At 63.1% G+C, this 14,268-nt stretch carries 17 protein-coding genes; 9 read left to right on the top strand and 8 right to left on the bottom strand.

The window, feature by feature from the left end; translation table 11 throughout:
* Window positions 1-39 precede the first annotated feature (39 nt).
* Entirely contained in the window at window positions 40-528 is a 489-nt protein-coding gene (locus ABS642_RS10845) for a hypothetical protein (protein WP_350353353.1), read from the bottom strand.
* A gap of 787 nt (window positions 529-1,315) precedes the next feature.
* Here ABS642_RS10845 and ABS642_RS10840 point away from each other — a divergent pair.
* The gene (locus ABS642_RS10840) at window positions 1,316-1,882 is read left to right on the top strand and encodes a TetR/AcrR family transcriptional regulator (RefSeq protein WP_350353352.1); all 567 of its coding nucleotides are present in this window, start codon (window positions 1,316-1,318) and stop codon (window positions 1,880-1,882) included.
* A 56-nt stretch (window positions 1,883-1,938) separates the two neighbouring features.
* On the opposite strand, the gene ABS642_RS10835 is transcribed toward ABS642_RS10840, so the two are convergent.
* Entirely contained in the window at window positions 1,939-2,862 is a 924-nt protein-coding gene (locus ABS642_RS10835) for an NAD(P)-binding domain-containing protein (RefSeq protein ID WP_350353351.1), read from the bottom strand.
* Window positions 2,863-2,917: 55 nt separating this feature from the next.
* Here ABS642_RS10835 and ABS642_RS10830 point away from each other — a divergent pair, with 55 nt between their 5' ends.
* On the top strand, window positions 2,918-3,295 hold the full coding sequence (locus tag ABS642_RS10830) for a MerR family transcriptional regulator (RefSeq protein ID WP_350353350.1): 378 nt from the start codon (window positions 2,918-2,920) through the stop codon (window positions 3,293-3,295).
* 216 nt (window positions 3,296-3,511) lie between these two features.
* On the opposite strand, the gene ABS642_RS10825 is transcribed toward ABS642_RS10830, so the two are convergent.
* The 4 genes from ABS642_RS10825 to ABS642_RS10810 are packed head-to-tail and all read right to left on the bottom strand — an operon-like array spanning window position 3,512 to window position 6,394.
* The gene (locus ABS642_RS10825) at window positions 3,512-4,744 is read right to left on the bottom strand and encodes a PEP/pyruvate-binding domain-containing protein (protein WP_350353349.1); all 1,233 of its coding nucleotides are present in this window, start codon (window positions 4,742-4,744) and stop codon (window positions 3,512-3,514) included.
* Entirely contained in the window at window positions 4,741-5,346 is a 606-nt protein-coding gene (locus tag ABS642_RS10820; protein WP_350353348.1) for a histidine phosphatase family protein, read from the bottom strand. The genes ABS642_RS10825 and ABS642_RS10820 overlap by 4 nt, the downstream gene beginning before the upstream one ends.
* The gene (locus ABS642_RS10815) at window positions 5,346-5,972 is read right to left on the bottom strand and encodes a transcriptional regulator (RefSeq protein WP_350353347.1); all 627 of its coding nucleotides are present in this window, start codon (window positions 5,970-5,972) and stop codon (window positions 5,346-5,348) included. The genes ABS642_RS10820 and ABS642_RS10815 overlap by 1 nt, the downstream gene beginning before the upstream one ends.
* 17 nt (window positions 5,973-5,989) lie before the next feature.
* A complete protein-coding gene (locus ABS642_RS10810) occupies window positions 5,990-6,394 on the bottom strand; it encodes a hypothetical protein (protein ID WP_350353346.1) in 405 nt (134 codons plus the stop codon).
* A 642-nt stretch (window positions 6,395-7,036) separates the two neighbouring features.
* Here ABS642_RS10810 and ABS642_RS10805 point away from each other — a divergent pair.
* From ABS642_RS10805 to ABS642_RS10775, 7 genes are all read left to right on the top strand, one after another.
* On the top strand, window positions 7,037-7,381 hold the full coding sequence (locus ABS642_RS10805; protein ID WP_350353345.1) for a hypothetical protein: 345 nt from the start codon (window positions 7,037-7,039) through the stop codon (window positions 7,379-7,381).
* Window positions 7,382-7,605: 224 nt separating this feature from the next.
* Window positions 7,606-7,920 carry a hypothetical protein gene (locus ABS642_RS10800; RefSeq protein ID WP_350353344.1) on the top strand — a complete coding sequence of 105 codons (315 nt, stop codon included), beginning with the start codon at window positions 7,606-7,608 and terminating at the stop codon, window positions 7,918-7,920.
* A gap of 114 nt (window positions 7,921-8,034) precedes the next feature.
* Entirely contained in the window at window positions 8,035-8,469 is a 435-nt protein-coding gene (locus tag ABS642_RS10795; protein ID WP_350353343.1) for an SRPBCC family protein, read from the top strand.
* Window positions 8,462-8,893 (top strand): MarR family winged helix-turn-helix transcriptional regulator, encoded by a 432-nt coding sequence (locus ABS642_RS10790; protein WP_350353342.1) that lies wholly within the window; start codon window positions 8,462-8,464, stop codon window positions 8,891-8,893. The genes ABS642_RS10795 and ABS642_RS10790 overlap by 8 nt, the downstream gene beginning before the upstream one ends.
* Entirely contained in the window at window positions 8,890-9,891 is a 1,002-nt protein-coding gene (locus tag ABS642_RS10785; RefSeq protein WP_350353341.1) for an IS481 family transposase, read from the top strand. Before ABS642_RS10790 ends, ABS642_RS10785 begins: the two co-directional genes overlap by 4 nt.
* Before the next feature lie 521 nt (window positions 9,892-10,412).
* Window positions 10,413-11,177 (top strand): methyltransferase domain-containing protein, encoded by a 765-nt coding sequence (locus tag ABS642_RS10780; RefSeq protein ID WP_350353340.1) that lies wholly within the window; start codon window positions 10,413-10,415, stop codon window positions 11,175-11,177.
* A gap of 27 nt (window positions 11,178-11,204) precedes the next feature.
* Window positions 11,205-12,434 carry a glycosyltransferase gene (locus ABS642_RS10775; protein ID WP_350353339.1) on the top strand — a complete coding sequence of 410 codons (1,230 nt, stop codon included), beginning with the start codon at window positions 11,205-11,207 and terminating at the stop codon, window positions 12,432-12,434.
* Between the two features lie 40 nt (window positions 12,435-12,474).
* On the opposite strand, the gene ABS642_RS10770 is transcribed toward ABS642_RS10775, so the two are convergent.
* Window positions 12,475-13,107 (bottom strand): TetR/AcrR family transcriptional regulator, encoded by a 633-nt coding sequence (locus tag ABS642_RS10770; protein ID WP_350353338.1) that lies wholly within the window; start codon window positions 13,105-13,107, stop codon window positions 12,475-12,477.
* A gap of 269 nt (window positions 13,108-13,376) precedes the next feature.
* Window positions 13,377-13,997 carry a zinc-binding dehydrogenase gene (locus ABS642_RS10765; protein WP_350353337.1) on the bottom strand — a complete coding sequence of 207 codons (621 nt, stop codon included), beginning with the start codon at window positions 13,995-13,997 and terminating at the stop codon, window positions 13,377-13,379.
* Between the last annotated feature and the right edge of the window lie 271 nt (window positions 13,998-14,268).

The following is a 14,268-nucleotide window of genomic DNA, read 5'->3' as shown; positions in this document are numbered from 1 at the left end:
TGAAGCGCAGGAGCCTAACAGCCGGTCTACCGCCTCACCTCATTGGTACGCAACGACCCGGATTTCGACATCTGCCTGGATCGTGGCCCCGAGACAGTCAGGGACCGGCCGGTCTCGACCGGTGAAGATCACGTCGAAGTCGTACACGCCTCGGCGTTCGATTCGCGTGCCGACGAGGTGGTTTTCGAGCTTGGCTTGCACGCCGGCGCGACTCGCGCCTGTGCACTCCGGCCCGCCGCCCTCGACGCGCACGTACGTGATCTCGGCCGAAGAAATCTCGACCGCTTCATCAGTGCGATTCTCCACCGAGTAGATCACAGTGACCTCGTCGCCGTGTGGCACTTCAACGCCCGGCGCCCGATCGACCTGCATTTCCTGGCCAGTCCGGTCTGCTCGATCAGAGCCCCCGAGCAGCCCGGGCGCGAACATCTGCTGCAACACGAAAAGAAGCCCAGCGATCACTATCACCACCCACGTGATCGGCTTCTTCAACCAGTCGCCAAGAATGCCCACGTTCTTCTCAGTCATGATCCTCCACTCGCGGCAATCCTATCGACGGGTCATCCGTCGCCAGCTCACGGCCACGCAATTCCAGCCACCCAATCGCCGCCCCTCCGTACCTTCTGCGGTTGTCAGCGGTGCGGGCCCGACGGCGCGATCGTTTGGTTGACGCAGGTGATATACGAGCGTATGGTTTTCGCCATACGAACGTATGACTGGAGGCATGATGAAGGTTGTGGAACTGTTAGGCCTGCTCGCGCCTGTCGTAGGTGCGGTGATCTTGATTCTGTATCGGCGGCGTGCGCCCGGCCCAGTCGCCATTGGGCTCGTGGGTTGCGTTGCTGCTGGTGCGGCGTCTGTTGTCGGATTGGTCGGATCTCGGGCGATTTTCTTCGGCGGAGGCGGTGTTGAGGGAATGACGCACCGAGTCGAAGACTGGGGACTCCTGAGGCTGTCGCTGCTGGCGATTGGACTCGTTCTGCTCATCGTGGCGGGGTGCATGGGGCGCCATGTATCTCGGGGCTGGGTTCCGCTGCTCGCAGCCGGCGCGGTCGCGGTCATCGTCTCGACGGCACTGCGCCTGGTGCCGTCCGAGATCGAGGGCGAAAGCGGACTATCGCTGTTGCTCGCCATGGGCCTGGAAACGGTGCAGTTCGGGATCCTCGGTCTCGGAGTGCTTGTACTGTGCGTTGCGGTAGTCAGCTCACGACCGGTGCGTGATGAGCGACCAGAGCCAACCGCGCTCGCGGGACGGGTTGCGTCTTCGGCTTGGCGGTCCTATAGGTCGATTGTTCGACGTCGATAGGCTCGGACGATGTCACGAGAGCTGATCTTGAAGCACCTGGTCGGGGTCATCGCAGCCAAGGGCACGGGCGGGCTGAGCGTGCGCACGGTCGCCACCGCCGCAGGCGTTGCCATCGGCACCGTCCAACACCATTTCCCCACCAAGTCGGCAATGCTGCTGGCGGCGATGGAGACGATCCGTCCGATTGCCGTCGACGCCTATGCCGAAGCCATGACGGCCACAACTGCTGACGAGCGCCTGCGCAACGTCGTCGACCTCCTCATCCCGTCCGCCCCCTCCAGCGTCGTCGGTAGGGTCTGGCTTGCGTTCGCTGCGCATTCGATCACCGATGCTGAGGTCAGTGCGAAGTATCAGCAGCTCTGGTCGTCAACGCGAGACGGCCTCGCCACACTCTTTGCCGCCGCGGCACCCTCAGCAGCAACTGAGGCGATCGAGGGTGCAGCTCTGGAGATGCTCGCGCTTCTCGACGGACTCTCCGTCACCGTTCTCACAGAGCCTGGCCGGCTTTCACGCGGGCAGGCGCGAACCATCGCGGCCCGGCACGTCGATAGCCTCCTTCGCTGGTTGAACGAATGATGAGTCGCACCGCAACAGGCGACCCCGCGGGAGAACCCCGTCAGTGAGGGTGTGCGTCATCGCGGTACCCGCTGCGAGGCGTTGCTGGCCGCGAGGGTTTCTGAGAGAACGACGGGCGCGCTCGAGCCTCGCCCGTCGTCGACTGCCTTAGCGACGATCGTTGCAATTGCGTCCAGCACCGTCGTGGACACGCGAGCGTCCTGGAACGCCGCGCGGAGGTGGGAGATGCTTGCCTGGAGGGAGTCAACGGATGCTGTCTCGGCGCCGGCGAACCTGCGCTCCGCGGCATCGCGGGCGAGTGTCGGGAGAAGATCGACAGTGAGTTGACTCGTCGCGATCGCGTGCGGGGTGAACGTCTCACTGTCGATGCCTTCGGTTTGGACGAGAGCCAGGGCTTGGGCGATGCCAGCGAATGATGTCCAGAACAGTGAAAGCAGCGCAACGTCGTAGGTGGCGGCTGAAGCGATGTCAGGCCCGAGGTAGAAGATCTCGCCAAGGGCCCGCAATCCTGACTCGCGCGACTCCCACACGTCCTGGGGGCCGGCGACCAGCACTCGCGCGGCGTCGGTTCCGATCGTGGCTGCTGGCGTCATGATGGCGCCATCGAGGTAGGTCAGGCCCAGGGAGCCCATCTGCGTAGCCAACATTCTCGTTCTGGCGGGGCTGTCTGCCGTGAGGTTGAGCACGACGGGTGACGCATCCAGCCAAGGCAGGTCAAGGGTGCCAACGATCTCCGAAACTGTGTCGTCGTCGACAACGCACACCACGACGAGACTGCTGGTGCGAAACGCGTCCGCAAGGGAGGGTGCGAGGGAAGCGCCAGCAGCCACCACGTCGGCGGCTTTCTCGGGCGTCCGATTCCAGACCTTCACCACCTGCCCGTCGAGGAGGAACGCCCGCGCGAGTGCCCTCCCCATCGGGCCGAGCCCGACGACAGAAACAGTCTGAGGTGATACGTGATGGTCGTGTTGAGTGGTCATGGGCTTACCATAAACATTCACGTTTACGTCAATGTCAAGCCGAGGAGCTGCGGAGATGCGAATCAGTGAGCTCAGCAGAGCGTCGGGCGTCAGTACCCGCGCGTTGCGCTACTACGAGGAGCAAGGACTCCTGCAGCCGCAGCGCCAATCGAACCGCTACCGCTCATACGGTCCTGAAGACATCGAGCGGGTGCGACGGATTCGATTCATGCTTGCCGCGGGCATCAGCACGGAGCTCGCAAGCGAACTGCTGCCGTGCATGGTGGATGACGGAGACTTCCTCGTGCCTGCATGCGAGGACCTCTTGTCTGAGTTCGAACGCGAACACGCGCGCATCAGTGCGCAAGTTGCAGAACTCGAATCCGCCAGGCGAGCACTGGCCGGCATCATTACGGCCACTCGCACCTCACTACGCGTCGCGTCACACAGCTGACCACCAGCGACCGCCTAACGTCTGCCGAATGCTAGTTCCGCGCATCGTTTCTGGCAACACGTCCGAGGGCTCAAAGCCCCGCCCACCGAGAACGATTGTTTTCCGCGCTGTCCAGAACTAAGGCTTAGGAGGCCTGCCGCAAACGTTCGTCATAACCAGCGAACGGCAGGGGTTTCCGGCAGGTGTCGCAGAGAGGTTCTCGGTCTGTCGATGGGGTTACTGCTCCACGACGATGTGCCCAGTGTTGCCATTGACGGTCACTGTGGACGATGGGGTGAGGAGCTCGGTCGCTCGTGGGATTGCGAGTACAGCGGGTATGCCCACTTCTCTTGCGACGATCGCAGCGTGGGAGAGCACTCCACCTGTTTCGGTCACCACTGCTGAGGCGATCGTGAATAGTGGTGTCCATGCAGGGTCGGTGTGCTGGCAGACCAGGACGTCCCCCCGTTTGACCTTCGGGAAGTCGGCCGGTCCGCGAACCAGGCGGACAGGACCGGTGGCTATCCCTGGGCTGGCTGGCTTTCCAGTGGTGGTGATGCAGCCGTCAGCCGTCGAGGCCAGGGCCGGGGCTGGAGAGTCAGGGACGAGCGCGGTGATGGGGCGGGCTTGGAGGACCCATATCGTGTCGTCTCCGATCGCCCACTCGATGTCTCTGGGACCGCCCAATGTACTGGAGACCTCCTCCCCGAGAGCGCGCAAGCGTAGGACGTCGCGGTCTGTGAGGCACAGTTCTTCTTGCTCTGTCGAGGCCGTGTGTCGGGTGACGAGTTGCCCATCGCGACGGTCGGTTCGCTCGGTCTTGGATCCTCGTCGGCGCTCAACGATGCCGGAGTCTGTAATGCGCCAAGAATCCGGGGTGATGTGGCCGGAGACGAGTCGTTCTCCGATGCCCCATGTGGCTTCGATGGCGGTCGTAGCACCAGTGAACATGACCCCGGAAACGTTGGCATCCACGAATCGTTGAACGATCACAGCCATGCCGAGCGCAGCCTGCGAGGCTTGACGAGCTTGGTATGCGACAGCGCGCTCGGTCCAGAGCGAGGCCCAGCAGGTGAGGATCGCCTGGCACACCTGCTCGGTCCCGCGCAGCGCGAGGACACTGTCATGCTGTCCCGCGGCAGAGGCGTCGTCGCTGTCTTCCGCTATTGAGGATGAACGCACGGCCACGTAGTCCGTGGACGCACCCTCCGTGATGCGCTTAAGCGCTCGAGAGACGTCATCGGTAACGCCGTCGGGGAGGCGCGAGCTCAGGATTCGTGATCGAGCCTCGTCGGCGTGATCGTTGGAAAGTTCGGTGAGGCCGAGCGCCGTCGCGGCGGCTTGGTAAGTAGTCGCTGGCACCACGAAACCGCTGGGGACGTCGAAGCCGGCCCGTGCCAGTTCCGCTAAGGGAGCGGCTTTGCCGCCGACTGTCGAGTGCTCGGCATCGATGAGATCCACGATGTTCATAGCGGCCTCCCGCCAGCGAAGCCTGTCCACCGCAGCTGCTCGGGCAGGTGCGACATGTCATTGACCATCACCACGCCCGGGGGTTCCCCGTCGGTGTGCTCAATCACCGTCAGTCCGGTGTTTGCGACACCGGCTAGCGACATCCATCGGGCGGGTGGGGCGTCGAGTGCTTCGCGGATCATCCAGGCGATCGGGTACGCGTGAGTCACGACTACTTCGTGGGTCGGGCGCTGAGCGCGAGCGTTTGGTCTGCCGAACCGTGCCGCCAAGCTGTCCGCGGTCCGGCGGCCGGCATCGGCTTCGCTGCGGTCGTAACCATCGAAGAAACCCGCCCACGAAGGGGAGAGGTCTTGACGGTCGGGGACAAACGGAACGTGGTCGACGACTTCGGCAGCCTCGTCGACGAAAACTCGCGGCATCTCGTTAGCGATGATCTGGGCACTCTCGACCGCGCGTGGCAGCGGGGAATGCCACACGACGTCGATGGGCAGCCGTGCGAGTCGCTGCCCTATCAATCGAGACTGCTCCCGGCCCTCCTCGGTCAACTGGCCCCAGGCGTCAGCCGCCCCGTGGCGCACGAAGTAGATGGTTCGAGCAGCCATCACCGGCCCCCTTGATGCAGTTCTGCGGACCGGTCGCGGCCCAGACTGGACAGTAGGTCCTCGTGGAGCTCTGCCCACACGATGTGGCAAGAGAGCCGGCCCACGCCGGCCACCCACTGGTGATCACCCGCACGAGCCTTTTCCAACGCCGTCGAGAACTGCCGCTGGTATCGGCTGAATCGCGGAAGGCGTGCGTCTAGTTCCGCCATGAGGCTGCCGAGAGCATCGGCTAGGTCGGTCAGCTCTCGCAGGACCTCTACGCTTCGGTTCGTACGGTCACCGGAAGAATGAAGCTGCCATTCGGTCACCGCCTGCACGAGACGGGGGTTTACGCCGCTCTCGAAGTCATCGACCGTGGCTTGGAGAATCGGGCGCGCGCCGGCCACCTCGAGTTCCTCCTGTAGCAATTCGCCATCTCGCCTCTTTCCAGCCTCCATGAGGATCCAACCGCCTGAGTCGGCGAACGTCATGCGCTCGACGAGGTGCCGCGCGTCAAGGATGCGGAGCGTTTCACCGACAATGCTGGCTCGCAGGTCGAGGCGGTCTGCGACCGCCGTGGTGTCCGCGAACCCGGCGAGGCGGACCGCGTGAAGCACCAGCAGCTCGTCACTGGACCGCCACGTCATATCAGATCGTTCAGCCGTCACTCCGATCCCTCCGCGGCATCGCCGGTCTGGGTGCGAGTCGACACCCTCTGAAAGCGCTGTTGTGCTGCCTGCGGTGACTTCACTCCGAGCTGCTGGGCAATGTCTGGCCAGGTCAACCCCTCTGCCCTCGCGATCAGCATCAAACCGGCTTCGAGAGAATCGAGGCCAGCTCGTGCCGACTCCACCAATGCCAGCGCAGCACGAAGATCGTCGTGAGAGGCCTCACCAACCGCGGCGTTCGCCCGCCACATAGCAAAACGCAGCAGGGTCACATCGTCCGGTACGGCCCCCGACGGGAGCCAAGGGGGCACGGGCAGCCGGTCGGCACCGGACTCGCACAGACGTCGCCGCGCGGACTCCACCACGCTCAACTCACTGAAACTATCTCGAATGGGAGTCATGCGGCAACCCTCGCAGTATCAACGTCATGTTGTCAACATCGTGTTGGTAACTCGGCGGTGATAGATGCCGCCCCGTAAACGATCGTTTCCGGCACGACCACAGGGGTGATGCTTACGGCGGCTGGAGCGAGGCCGCAATCTGCCTCGCGGGGTACGGCTCCGCGTGGCGCGCGAGCTCTAGCGCGTCGGATCCCCTGGGTGGCTAGCGAAGTCCGCGGCCCTCTGAAACAAGGTCGGCGTAGTAGCTCAAGCCGCACTTGCGGAGCTCCTAAACATAGATGGCCACGGCGGGACATTGCTCATGTACGGCTCGTCGTCCGGACCCTCCCAGAGGCCGCCGCCACGTAGCGTTGACAGCCCACCACCGCTGAGGGCCGAGAGGCCGCCACCCCGAAGGGTGGATAGGCCCCCTCCTCGAAGCGTCGACAGGCCGCGGGTGTAGTCCGGTCATCGTCGCCTCGTAATCGGCGGCGGAGCCAGCGATACTTCCGCGGGGGAGGCCGAGCGGCACGCGCGTGATCAGCGGACAGACTCCTGCAGACTGTGTCCTCCATTCGGCCTACAGACACCGATCTTGGCCAACTATACGATGCCGGAAAACAGACCTACCAGAAGGTCGCAAGATAGTCGAAGGAGAGAAAAATGAAGACAAAGCGTGTTCGACAGACGACTCTCGTCGCACTGATCGCTGCCGTCTTGACCCTTGGGGTCGCGCCAAGTGCTTCCGCCGACACCTGGCTCGGATACGGAGACAACTACAAGACGAAGGAGACTTGTACGAATCGGGGCGTCTACCTCCTCCGTGCCCAGCCTTACCCGAACACCCGCTTCATGGACTATCACTGCCAGGGAAGCAACATTCCTGGGCGCTGGTCGCTCCTGATGTTGGTACAAGACAATCAAGGATGCCGCGTGGCAAAAACCGAGGATACGCACAGCCCGCAGGGCGAGACCCTGAGTCAGGTAGCGGTCCCGGCCGACTGCTGATTCCATCATCGAGACCCACATACGGCGTCTCGACGCCATAGTGGGTCTCGATGTGAACCGAAAGGAATGAGATGTCATCGCTGACTACAGCCCTCTCGCGAGGACGTGTGGAGTTCCTGCTTCGTTCCGCCTGGCCGACTCTCGTAAATGAGGTTGATGGCTGGCTCAGGAGCGCACCCGAGGGGAGACCGACAGATCCTCCCGCCGACAGTCAGATCACGCCGGTGACCGTGAATATCCACGAAGGCCAGGTATCCGGTTTCAGCTGGTTCGCTAGCTATTCGGATCCCGCGCGTCTTGTCGAAGCGCACGACGAACTAGGCGAACTGATCACCACCCTGCTCGGCGTTCCGGGCGTCCAGGAGCGCGAGCGCGATCATTCCAGCTATTGGGTGACACCAAAGTTTGCGGTTGAAACGTATGCGCACGAGATATCACAGCGGGAGGACGCCCCCGCACTGGAGCCCACGTTGCAGGTGAACGTCGCAGATTCCACGCTGGCCGCATCCAAAGAGGCCGTTGCTCGGGGCTCCGCCTGACTGCCGACCTGAACAGCTACCAACTAGCTGTTGCTGGCCATGAGGTTGTTGACGACGATTGAGTAGTGGACTTCGGTGACGGTTTGCGAGATAGTATGTGCGCATACCGTTTGATTGGAGTTCAAGATGTGGGTACGAGAGATCACTGGCGAGTGCGACGCGACGCCGGCGGAGGTGTTCGCGGTTCTGGCCGACGCGCGTGCGTGGTCCGAGTGGAACGACGGCGTTGCGGACGTCCGCATCGACGGCCCGTTTGAGGCTGAGACGAGTGCAGTAATGGTGTTTCCAGACGGAAGCGAGCTGCCCTTCGAGTTGACGTGGGTCGAGGCTGGGCGCGGATATGAGGACCTCACGCCGGTGCCGGATGCCGGGGTGTCGGTCCGAGTCCGCCACGAGATTGAAGCGTTGGGGACCGGAAGTCGGGTCACCTACCGGTGCACCGTGGAGGGGCCTGACGAGGTGGCGGCCGAGGTCGGAGCCGGGGTGAGCGAGGACTTCGCCGACGTCATTGCGGCTCTCGGAGTACGCGCCGAGCAAATGCATGGCTGAATCGCTAGAGCCTGGGCAGAGCCCTGGATTGCTGCTGTGGCGAGCGACGTTGAGTTGGCAGCGAGACATTACGGCTGCGCTGAAGCCGTTGGGCCTGACTCACGTGCAATTCGTCCTTCTCGCCAGCGCCTGGTGGCTGACTCAGGTAGCTGGTGAACAGCCGAGTCAGAGACGGATTGCGGAGCATGCGAATACCGACGCCATGATGACGTCCCAGGTGATTCGCACGCTCGCAGACAAAAGACTTCTGCTGCGCTCGACCAACCCCGATGATGCTCGAGCGCGCGTCATCGAGGTCACCAGGGAAGGCGTGGAACTGGCGGTTCTGGCGGTTCGGGTAGTGGAAGAAGCCGATCGCCTGTTCTTCGAGGCGGCTGGTGATCAATCTGCGCTGATGGCGGTTCTGAAAGCGCTCAACCGGTGACGCACAAGAACGCTCCGCTGACGCCGCAGGGGCGCAGACGGCTCATAGAGCGCTGTCGTACCCGGCCGATCACGCATGTGGCTACAGAGATGGGGGTCTCACGCGCGACAGCATCCAAATGGGTGAACCGATACCGTCGCTACGGCGAAGCCGGCCTCTACGACCGTTCCTCTGCCTCCATCCGGCAACCGACCGTAACACCCGGCGAGACGGTGGCGCGGATCGAGGCGATGCGACGCACCCAGAAGTGGTCTGCCGCGCGTATCTCCTTTGAGTTGGCGGCAGACGACATCACGATCAGCCGCCGCACTGTCACGAGACATCTCGCTCAGCTCGGACTGAATCGACGGCGATTCATCGACCTGAACGGGGAAACCAATCGCGAGGTGCGCAAGATCGTGGCTAACCATCCAGGGCACATGGTCCACCTCGACGTGAAGAAGACCGGCCGCATCCCCGACGGGGGCGGATGGCGCGCCTTCGGGAAAGATAGCAACGAGGCGAGAGCCGTGGCCCCCGCCAAGACGCGCGGCGCACGCGCCGGGTACGTCTACCTGCACTCAGCGATCGACGGGCACACCCGCCTGGCCTACACCGAAGCGCTCGAGAACGTGCAATCGGCGACCGCCGTTGCGTTCCTCGACCGCGCCCGCGACTGGTTCTCACAACACGGGATCACGAACATCGAGCGGATCATCACCGACAACGGCTCCTGCTACCGTTCTGCCGCATTCGCCGACGCACTGAAAGGCGCGGAGCACCGACGAACGAGGCCGTACACACCCAAGCACAACGGGAAAGTAGAGCGGTACAACCGCATCCTCGCCGAAGAGTTCCTCTATGCGAGGATCTGGACGTCAGAAATCCAGCGCGAGAGAGCCTTGGAAACCTGGAACCTGCATTACAACTACCACCGGCCCCACGGCGCTCACCGCGGAAAGCCGCCGGCTTCAGCGACACCGGCCCATGTCAACATCGTCCTGGCCTCCTACAACTAGCGAACGGCCCGGCCGCCCGATTACTTATCGAGACAGTGGCTACTTGGCGTGATAAGCGCATCAAGGGAGTATCTCCAAGTTGCTCCCCGAAAGTCCCTACCTGCCGGGCGCCATAGTGCTGATCTGCGGTTAGCCGGCTGCCAAGTTGTCGAGCGGACACTTCGACCTCGCATCCCCGGTCCTCAGCTACTCGCCCCCTCTTTGTTGGCGGGATCGGTGTCTACGCGCTAGTGGCATTGGAGGGGCGCCGTGCGGGACAGCGTGTATCGAGCCGTGAGGGATGCTCCTGCTATCGCAGCGGGATCATGGCGAGGGTTGACCTGTCGATCCTCGCCACGAACGTGATGGAGATCATCCGGCCGCGTATGAATGTATGCTGCGCGGCCCGGTCTGCATCGCTGATTGTCGCAACAGTCAGCGGTCGCTGGTTGACAGGCATGGTCGACGCCGCTTGAGTGTAGGTGCGAGCGGCGGCCCTGATCTTCAGTAGTGGCCACCGTCACATACCGGAGGGGGTATTCGTGGTTGCGGAGTGGGATTGGTCTGACCCGCGTGTGGCAGACGAGAGCGTCGAGCAGATCATGGACGACTTGGCCACGTTCGAGTCTGTCTCGCCGTCGCCCTTGGAGCGTCCGTTCCGTCGCGATGACATCTCCGACCTGGGGATCGATGGTATCGAATTCGCGACGTTCAAGACATCTCACCCTTCGGGGCTGAGCAGCGATATTGTCCCAGCGCGGTCTACGGCCACTGCGACGGAACCTGGACGTATGTACCTGATAGACGGCCGCTGGAGATTCGTTCAGGCGGACGTCACCGATCCGTTGCCATTCGATGATGACACCTTCGATTGGATTTACGCCGAGCATCTCTTAGAGCACCTCTCTCTCCGCGATGCAATCGCCTGGCTCACGGAGGCGAGACGGATCCTTCGCCCTGGGGGTGTCCTTCGACTGTCAACACCCGACCTTGAGCTCTACATGCGCGGATACCTCTCGGGGAGCTTTTTTGATGATCACCGTCGCATCGTCGATGAGAACCTGCCACTTCCAGCGATGCCGACAAGGCGCGCATTCATGGTCAACCAGATTTTCGCCTTCTACGGGCATCAGTGGATCTACGATTTCGACGAGGTGGTTTTCGCGCTAACGGAAGCAGGATTCCGGGCAGCAGAAGTAGAACGCATGTCTTTCGGCCAAGGTGCTCGTGCGGACGTCGCAGCGCTCGATCAGGCTCATCGAAGCGACGAGTCGATGTACATCGAAGTTGTCCCAGGAGCCAACTGAGCCCGCGAAGGAGAGGCGGCATTCTAGATGCGCGTGACCCTGCTTGCCTTCGGCACCCGAGGGGACGCCCAGCCAATGAGCGTGCTGGGGTCAGAGCTTCAGCGTCGAGGTCACATAGTGCGCCTTGCTAGTTCCCCGGGCACGCACGACATCCCGCAGGCGTTCGACCTGACAACCCTTCCGCTCGGGCGAGACATGCGTGAAATGGTTGTTTCGGAAGAGGGCGCCGCAATCATGATGGCTCGTTCGGGCCGAAAGCTGTCGCGCGCTGTAGTTCGCGCGCTGTACGACGGCACCAGTGTCATCCGCGATGCAATCGCTGCCTGTAGCGACAGCGACGTCATCATCGCGTCCTGGCTCACCCAGCACATCGCCGAGGTGATTGCAGCACAACGGCGCGTACCTCTCGTAGCTATACAAACCATCCCCGTTCGACCATCGCGGGCAGTCCCACATCCGCTATCGTTTGATCGCGATTCTGGCTCTTTTCGAAACTGGCTCTCCGGCGCAAATCTTCGGCTCCACTGGCGCCGGGCCATGCGTGGCCACATCCAGCTGACGAGGGCGCTCTCCGGTTTTCGCGGGCGAACGCCGCCGCCGGCCCTGGAGATTCAGGCGTTCGATCATGCTCTGGTGCCCGCGTTACCTAGCGAGCAGACCACGCCGATCGTGGGGTCTCTCATCATCCCCGGGGAAGTTCGTGAAGCGCTCGGCGAGACGGATGTCGATGACGTCGTTGTCCGATGGATCCAGGGTGGCGAGGCGCCCGTTCTTTATGGATTCGGCAGCATGCCCGTAGGAGATCCACACGCGGTCATGCAAATGATCGAGCGGGTCGCTCACGAAACGGGTACTCGCGCCATCGTCAGTTCAGGATGGGGAGGCCTGTCCGCCGCCGGGATCTCGGACGACCGAATACTCGCGGTTGGTGCCGTCAATCACGAACTGTTGATGCCCATGTGCGCTGCAGTCGTGCATCACGGCGGCGCCGGCACGACTGCGGCTAGCTCGCGGGCCGGGATACCCGCTGTGATTTGCTCGGTGAGTTACGACCAGCCATTTTGGGGTGGCCGCATAGCGGCACTCGGCTCCGGGACAACTTTCGAATTCAGCGAGCTTGACTACGACCGGCTCTTGCAGGCCGTAACGCACGCTTTGGCGGAGGAGACGAGAGCTCGAGCCCGATTGGTCGGGCACTCCATGAGGCGAGATGCGGTGCAGTCTGCCGCAGACCTCATTGAAAGTGCGGTGAGATGAGACACGAAACCGCTTCCCCGGCGCGGTCTGTCTCTATTAGTTAGACCGTCGGTGGTGACAGTTCAACGCCCTCACGCAGCAGCCCGGTGAAGAAGAGGCGGACTTCGCTGGCGGTATCCACCACCTCCCGGTCGTACAGCCACTGGATCTGCAGCCCGTCCCACAGTGCTACCGCTCGGGAAGCTGCGATGTCGACATCGACACCATCTCTCAACTCGCCTCTTTGGTGCATCACGGTGAGTGCCCGAGAGATCATCCCGCGCACCTGCACGTAGCGATCCTGAAAGTACTGGTGGGCGGGGTGTCGTGGCGATGTCGACTCGGCCGCGAGAACGCAGAAGAGTTCGACCACCCCCGCGATCGTCGTGTTGAACCGGGCCAGGGCAACAAGCTCGCCCAGTGCCTGGCGGCCGGTTTCAGGGTCGAAGCCGAATGTCGCCCGGGCTTCGTCATCGCGGTGCCTCAGAACGGCGATGAGGAGATCAGCTTTGGAGGGGAAGTGGTGGAGCAGGCCCGCTTCGCTCATGTTCGCCTTGGCAGCGACGTCTCGAAGAGAGCCATTGTGATAGCCCTCCATGGCAAAGGTCTGGAAGGCGGCGTGCACGATCGATTCACGGACCTTCGCGCTCTTCGCGTAAGAACCCCTCGAGCCGGTGCCAGTTGTTGACGTCATACGTCCAGTTTGACCAATCTGAGGTCGGGATCCGGCAGCCGCAACGATATTCCTGCAACACAGCCATGCGCCTATGCAGTGGGGCTTGGGGAAACCCGGCTCGAGCCATGGCGTTGTCGCTGTTGAACTCTAAGCCCCATTCGTGGCGGGAGCAACTGACGCGCGTCTACGATGGCTCGAACCACATAATTCGCTTGCCCTGGATGCCAACGGTCAGGTTGTGAACGCGGCGGGATCGTGCGACAGCGCGCGGCGCCAATACTCGCCGTTCACCCGGCGTTTCCGTGAGGTTCGAGCAGGATGCGCCCGAAAACCTCACCGGCATCCATGAGTCGGTACGCCTCGGCGGCGACGCCCAGTGGGAAGGTGTCGTTAACCACAGGGGAGAGGGTGCCGCGAACGGCGTCGTCGAATATCTCACCGCGTACCCGGGTGAGCTCGTCGCGTGGCACGGTTTCGAGGCTGAGCGTTCCGAAGGTGATCAATCGGCGGAAGCCGGACAGAAGTGCCGTACCGAAGTCAGCGGGCTGCAATCCGCCGACCACGCCCACGGCGATCAGGCTGCCATTGGGCGCGAGTCGCTCGATGAACCGGGGAAGATCGGCACCGCCGACGATGTCGAGGATGACGTCGAACTCGGCCGGGGCCGTCGGGTCGCCCGTGCCGGCGCGGGCGCGCACGTGGGTGGCGCCGAACGCGCGCAGTCGCTCTCCGCGTTCGGGAGACGACGTGGTGACGGCGAAGGTCGCGGCGCCGATGCGAGTACCCAGCTCAACGCCGGCCAGGCCGATGCTCCCGGCGGCGCCCCGCACGAGCACGGATTCGCCTTCGACAAGGTGGGAGCGTTCGAGCGCGAAATGCACGACGGGTGCCGCGCCGCCCAGGGCCACGGCCTGGCGGTGGCACGGGCCGCTCATGGAGGTGCGAGGATCGCAGCACGCTCCGGTGCGTCAAGGCACGGCGACTCCGCTGTCTCTTGGCGGTATCCACTATTCCGAGGCATCGAACGCCAGCGTCGGCCGCTCGCACGCAGCGGACCGTGAGTGTAGATGCGCTCCTTGGTCGGTGCGGTCGTCGGTTGCGAATCGTGCCGACAACGGGATTCCGATCGGTCGGAACTCGTGGTCAGCGCGCGCGAAGCCGATGCGCGAGAAGACAGGC

It is taken from the genome of Microbacterium sp. A8/3-1, assembly GCF_040267695.1.
Taxonomy (GTDB): Bacteria; Actinomycetota; Actinomycetes; order Actinomycetales; family Microbacteriaceae; genus Microbacterium; species Microbacterium luteolum.
This window is presented reverse-complemented; position numbering and strand designations above follow the sequence as displayed.

Excerpts from the sequence above, each read along its gene's own strand:
- ABS642_RS10820 (WP_350353348.1), bottom strand. The coding sequence starts at position 5,346 with ATGGCTGCTCGAACCATCTACTTCGTGCGCCACGGGGCGGCTGACGCC.
- ABS642_RS10830 (WP_350353350.1), top strand. The coding sequence starts at position 2,918 with ATGCGAATCAGTGAGCTCAGCAGAGCGTCGGGCGTCAGTACCCGCGCG.
- ABS642_RS10845 (WP_350353353.1), bottom strand. The coding sequence starts at position 528 with ATGACTGAGAAGAACGTGGGCATTCTTGGCGACTGGTTGAAGAAGCCG.
- ABS642_RS10825 (WP_350353349.1), bottom strand. The coding sequence starts at position 4,744 with ATGAACATCGTGGATCTCATCGATGCCGAGCACTCGACAGTCGGCGGC.
- ABS642_RS10810 (WP_350353346.1), bottom strand. The coding sequence starts at position 6,394 with ATGACTCCCATTCGAGATAGTTTCAGTGAGTTGAGCGTGGTGGAGTCC.
- ABS642_RS10840 (WP_350353352.1), top strand. The coding sequence starts at position 1,316 with ATGTCACGAGAGCTGATCTTGAAGCACCTGGTCGGGGTCATCGCAGCC.
- ABS642_RS10835 (WP_350353351.1), bottom strand. The coding sequence starts at position 2,862 with ATGACCACTCAACACGACCATCACGTATCACCTCAGACTGTTTCTGTC.
- ABS642_RS10790 (WP_350353342.1), top strand. The coding sequence starts at position 8,462 with ATGGCTGAATCGCTAGAGCCTGGGCAGAGCCCTGGATTGCTGCTGTGG.
- ABS642_RS10770 (WP_350353338.1), bottom strand. The coding sequence starts at position 13,107 with ATGACGTCAACAACTGGCACCGGCTCGAGGGGTTCTTACGCGAAGAGC.
- ABS642_RS10805 (WP_350353345.1), top strand. The coding sequence starts at position 7,037 with ATGAAGACAAAGCGTGTTCGACAGACGACTCTCGTCGCACTGATCGCT.
- ABS642_RS10775 (WP_350353339.1), top strand. The coding sequence starts at position 11,205 with ATGCGCGTGACCCTGCTTGCCTTCGGCACCCGAGGGGACGCCCAGCCA.
- ABS642_RS10815 (WP_350353347.1), bottom strand. The coding sequence starts at position 5,972 with ATGACGTGGCGGTCCAGTGACGAGCTGCTGGTGCTTCACGCGGTCCGC.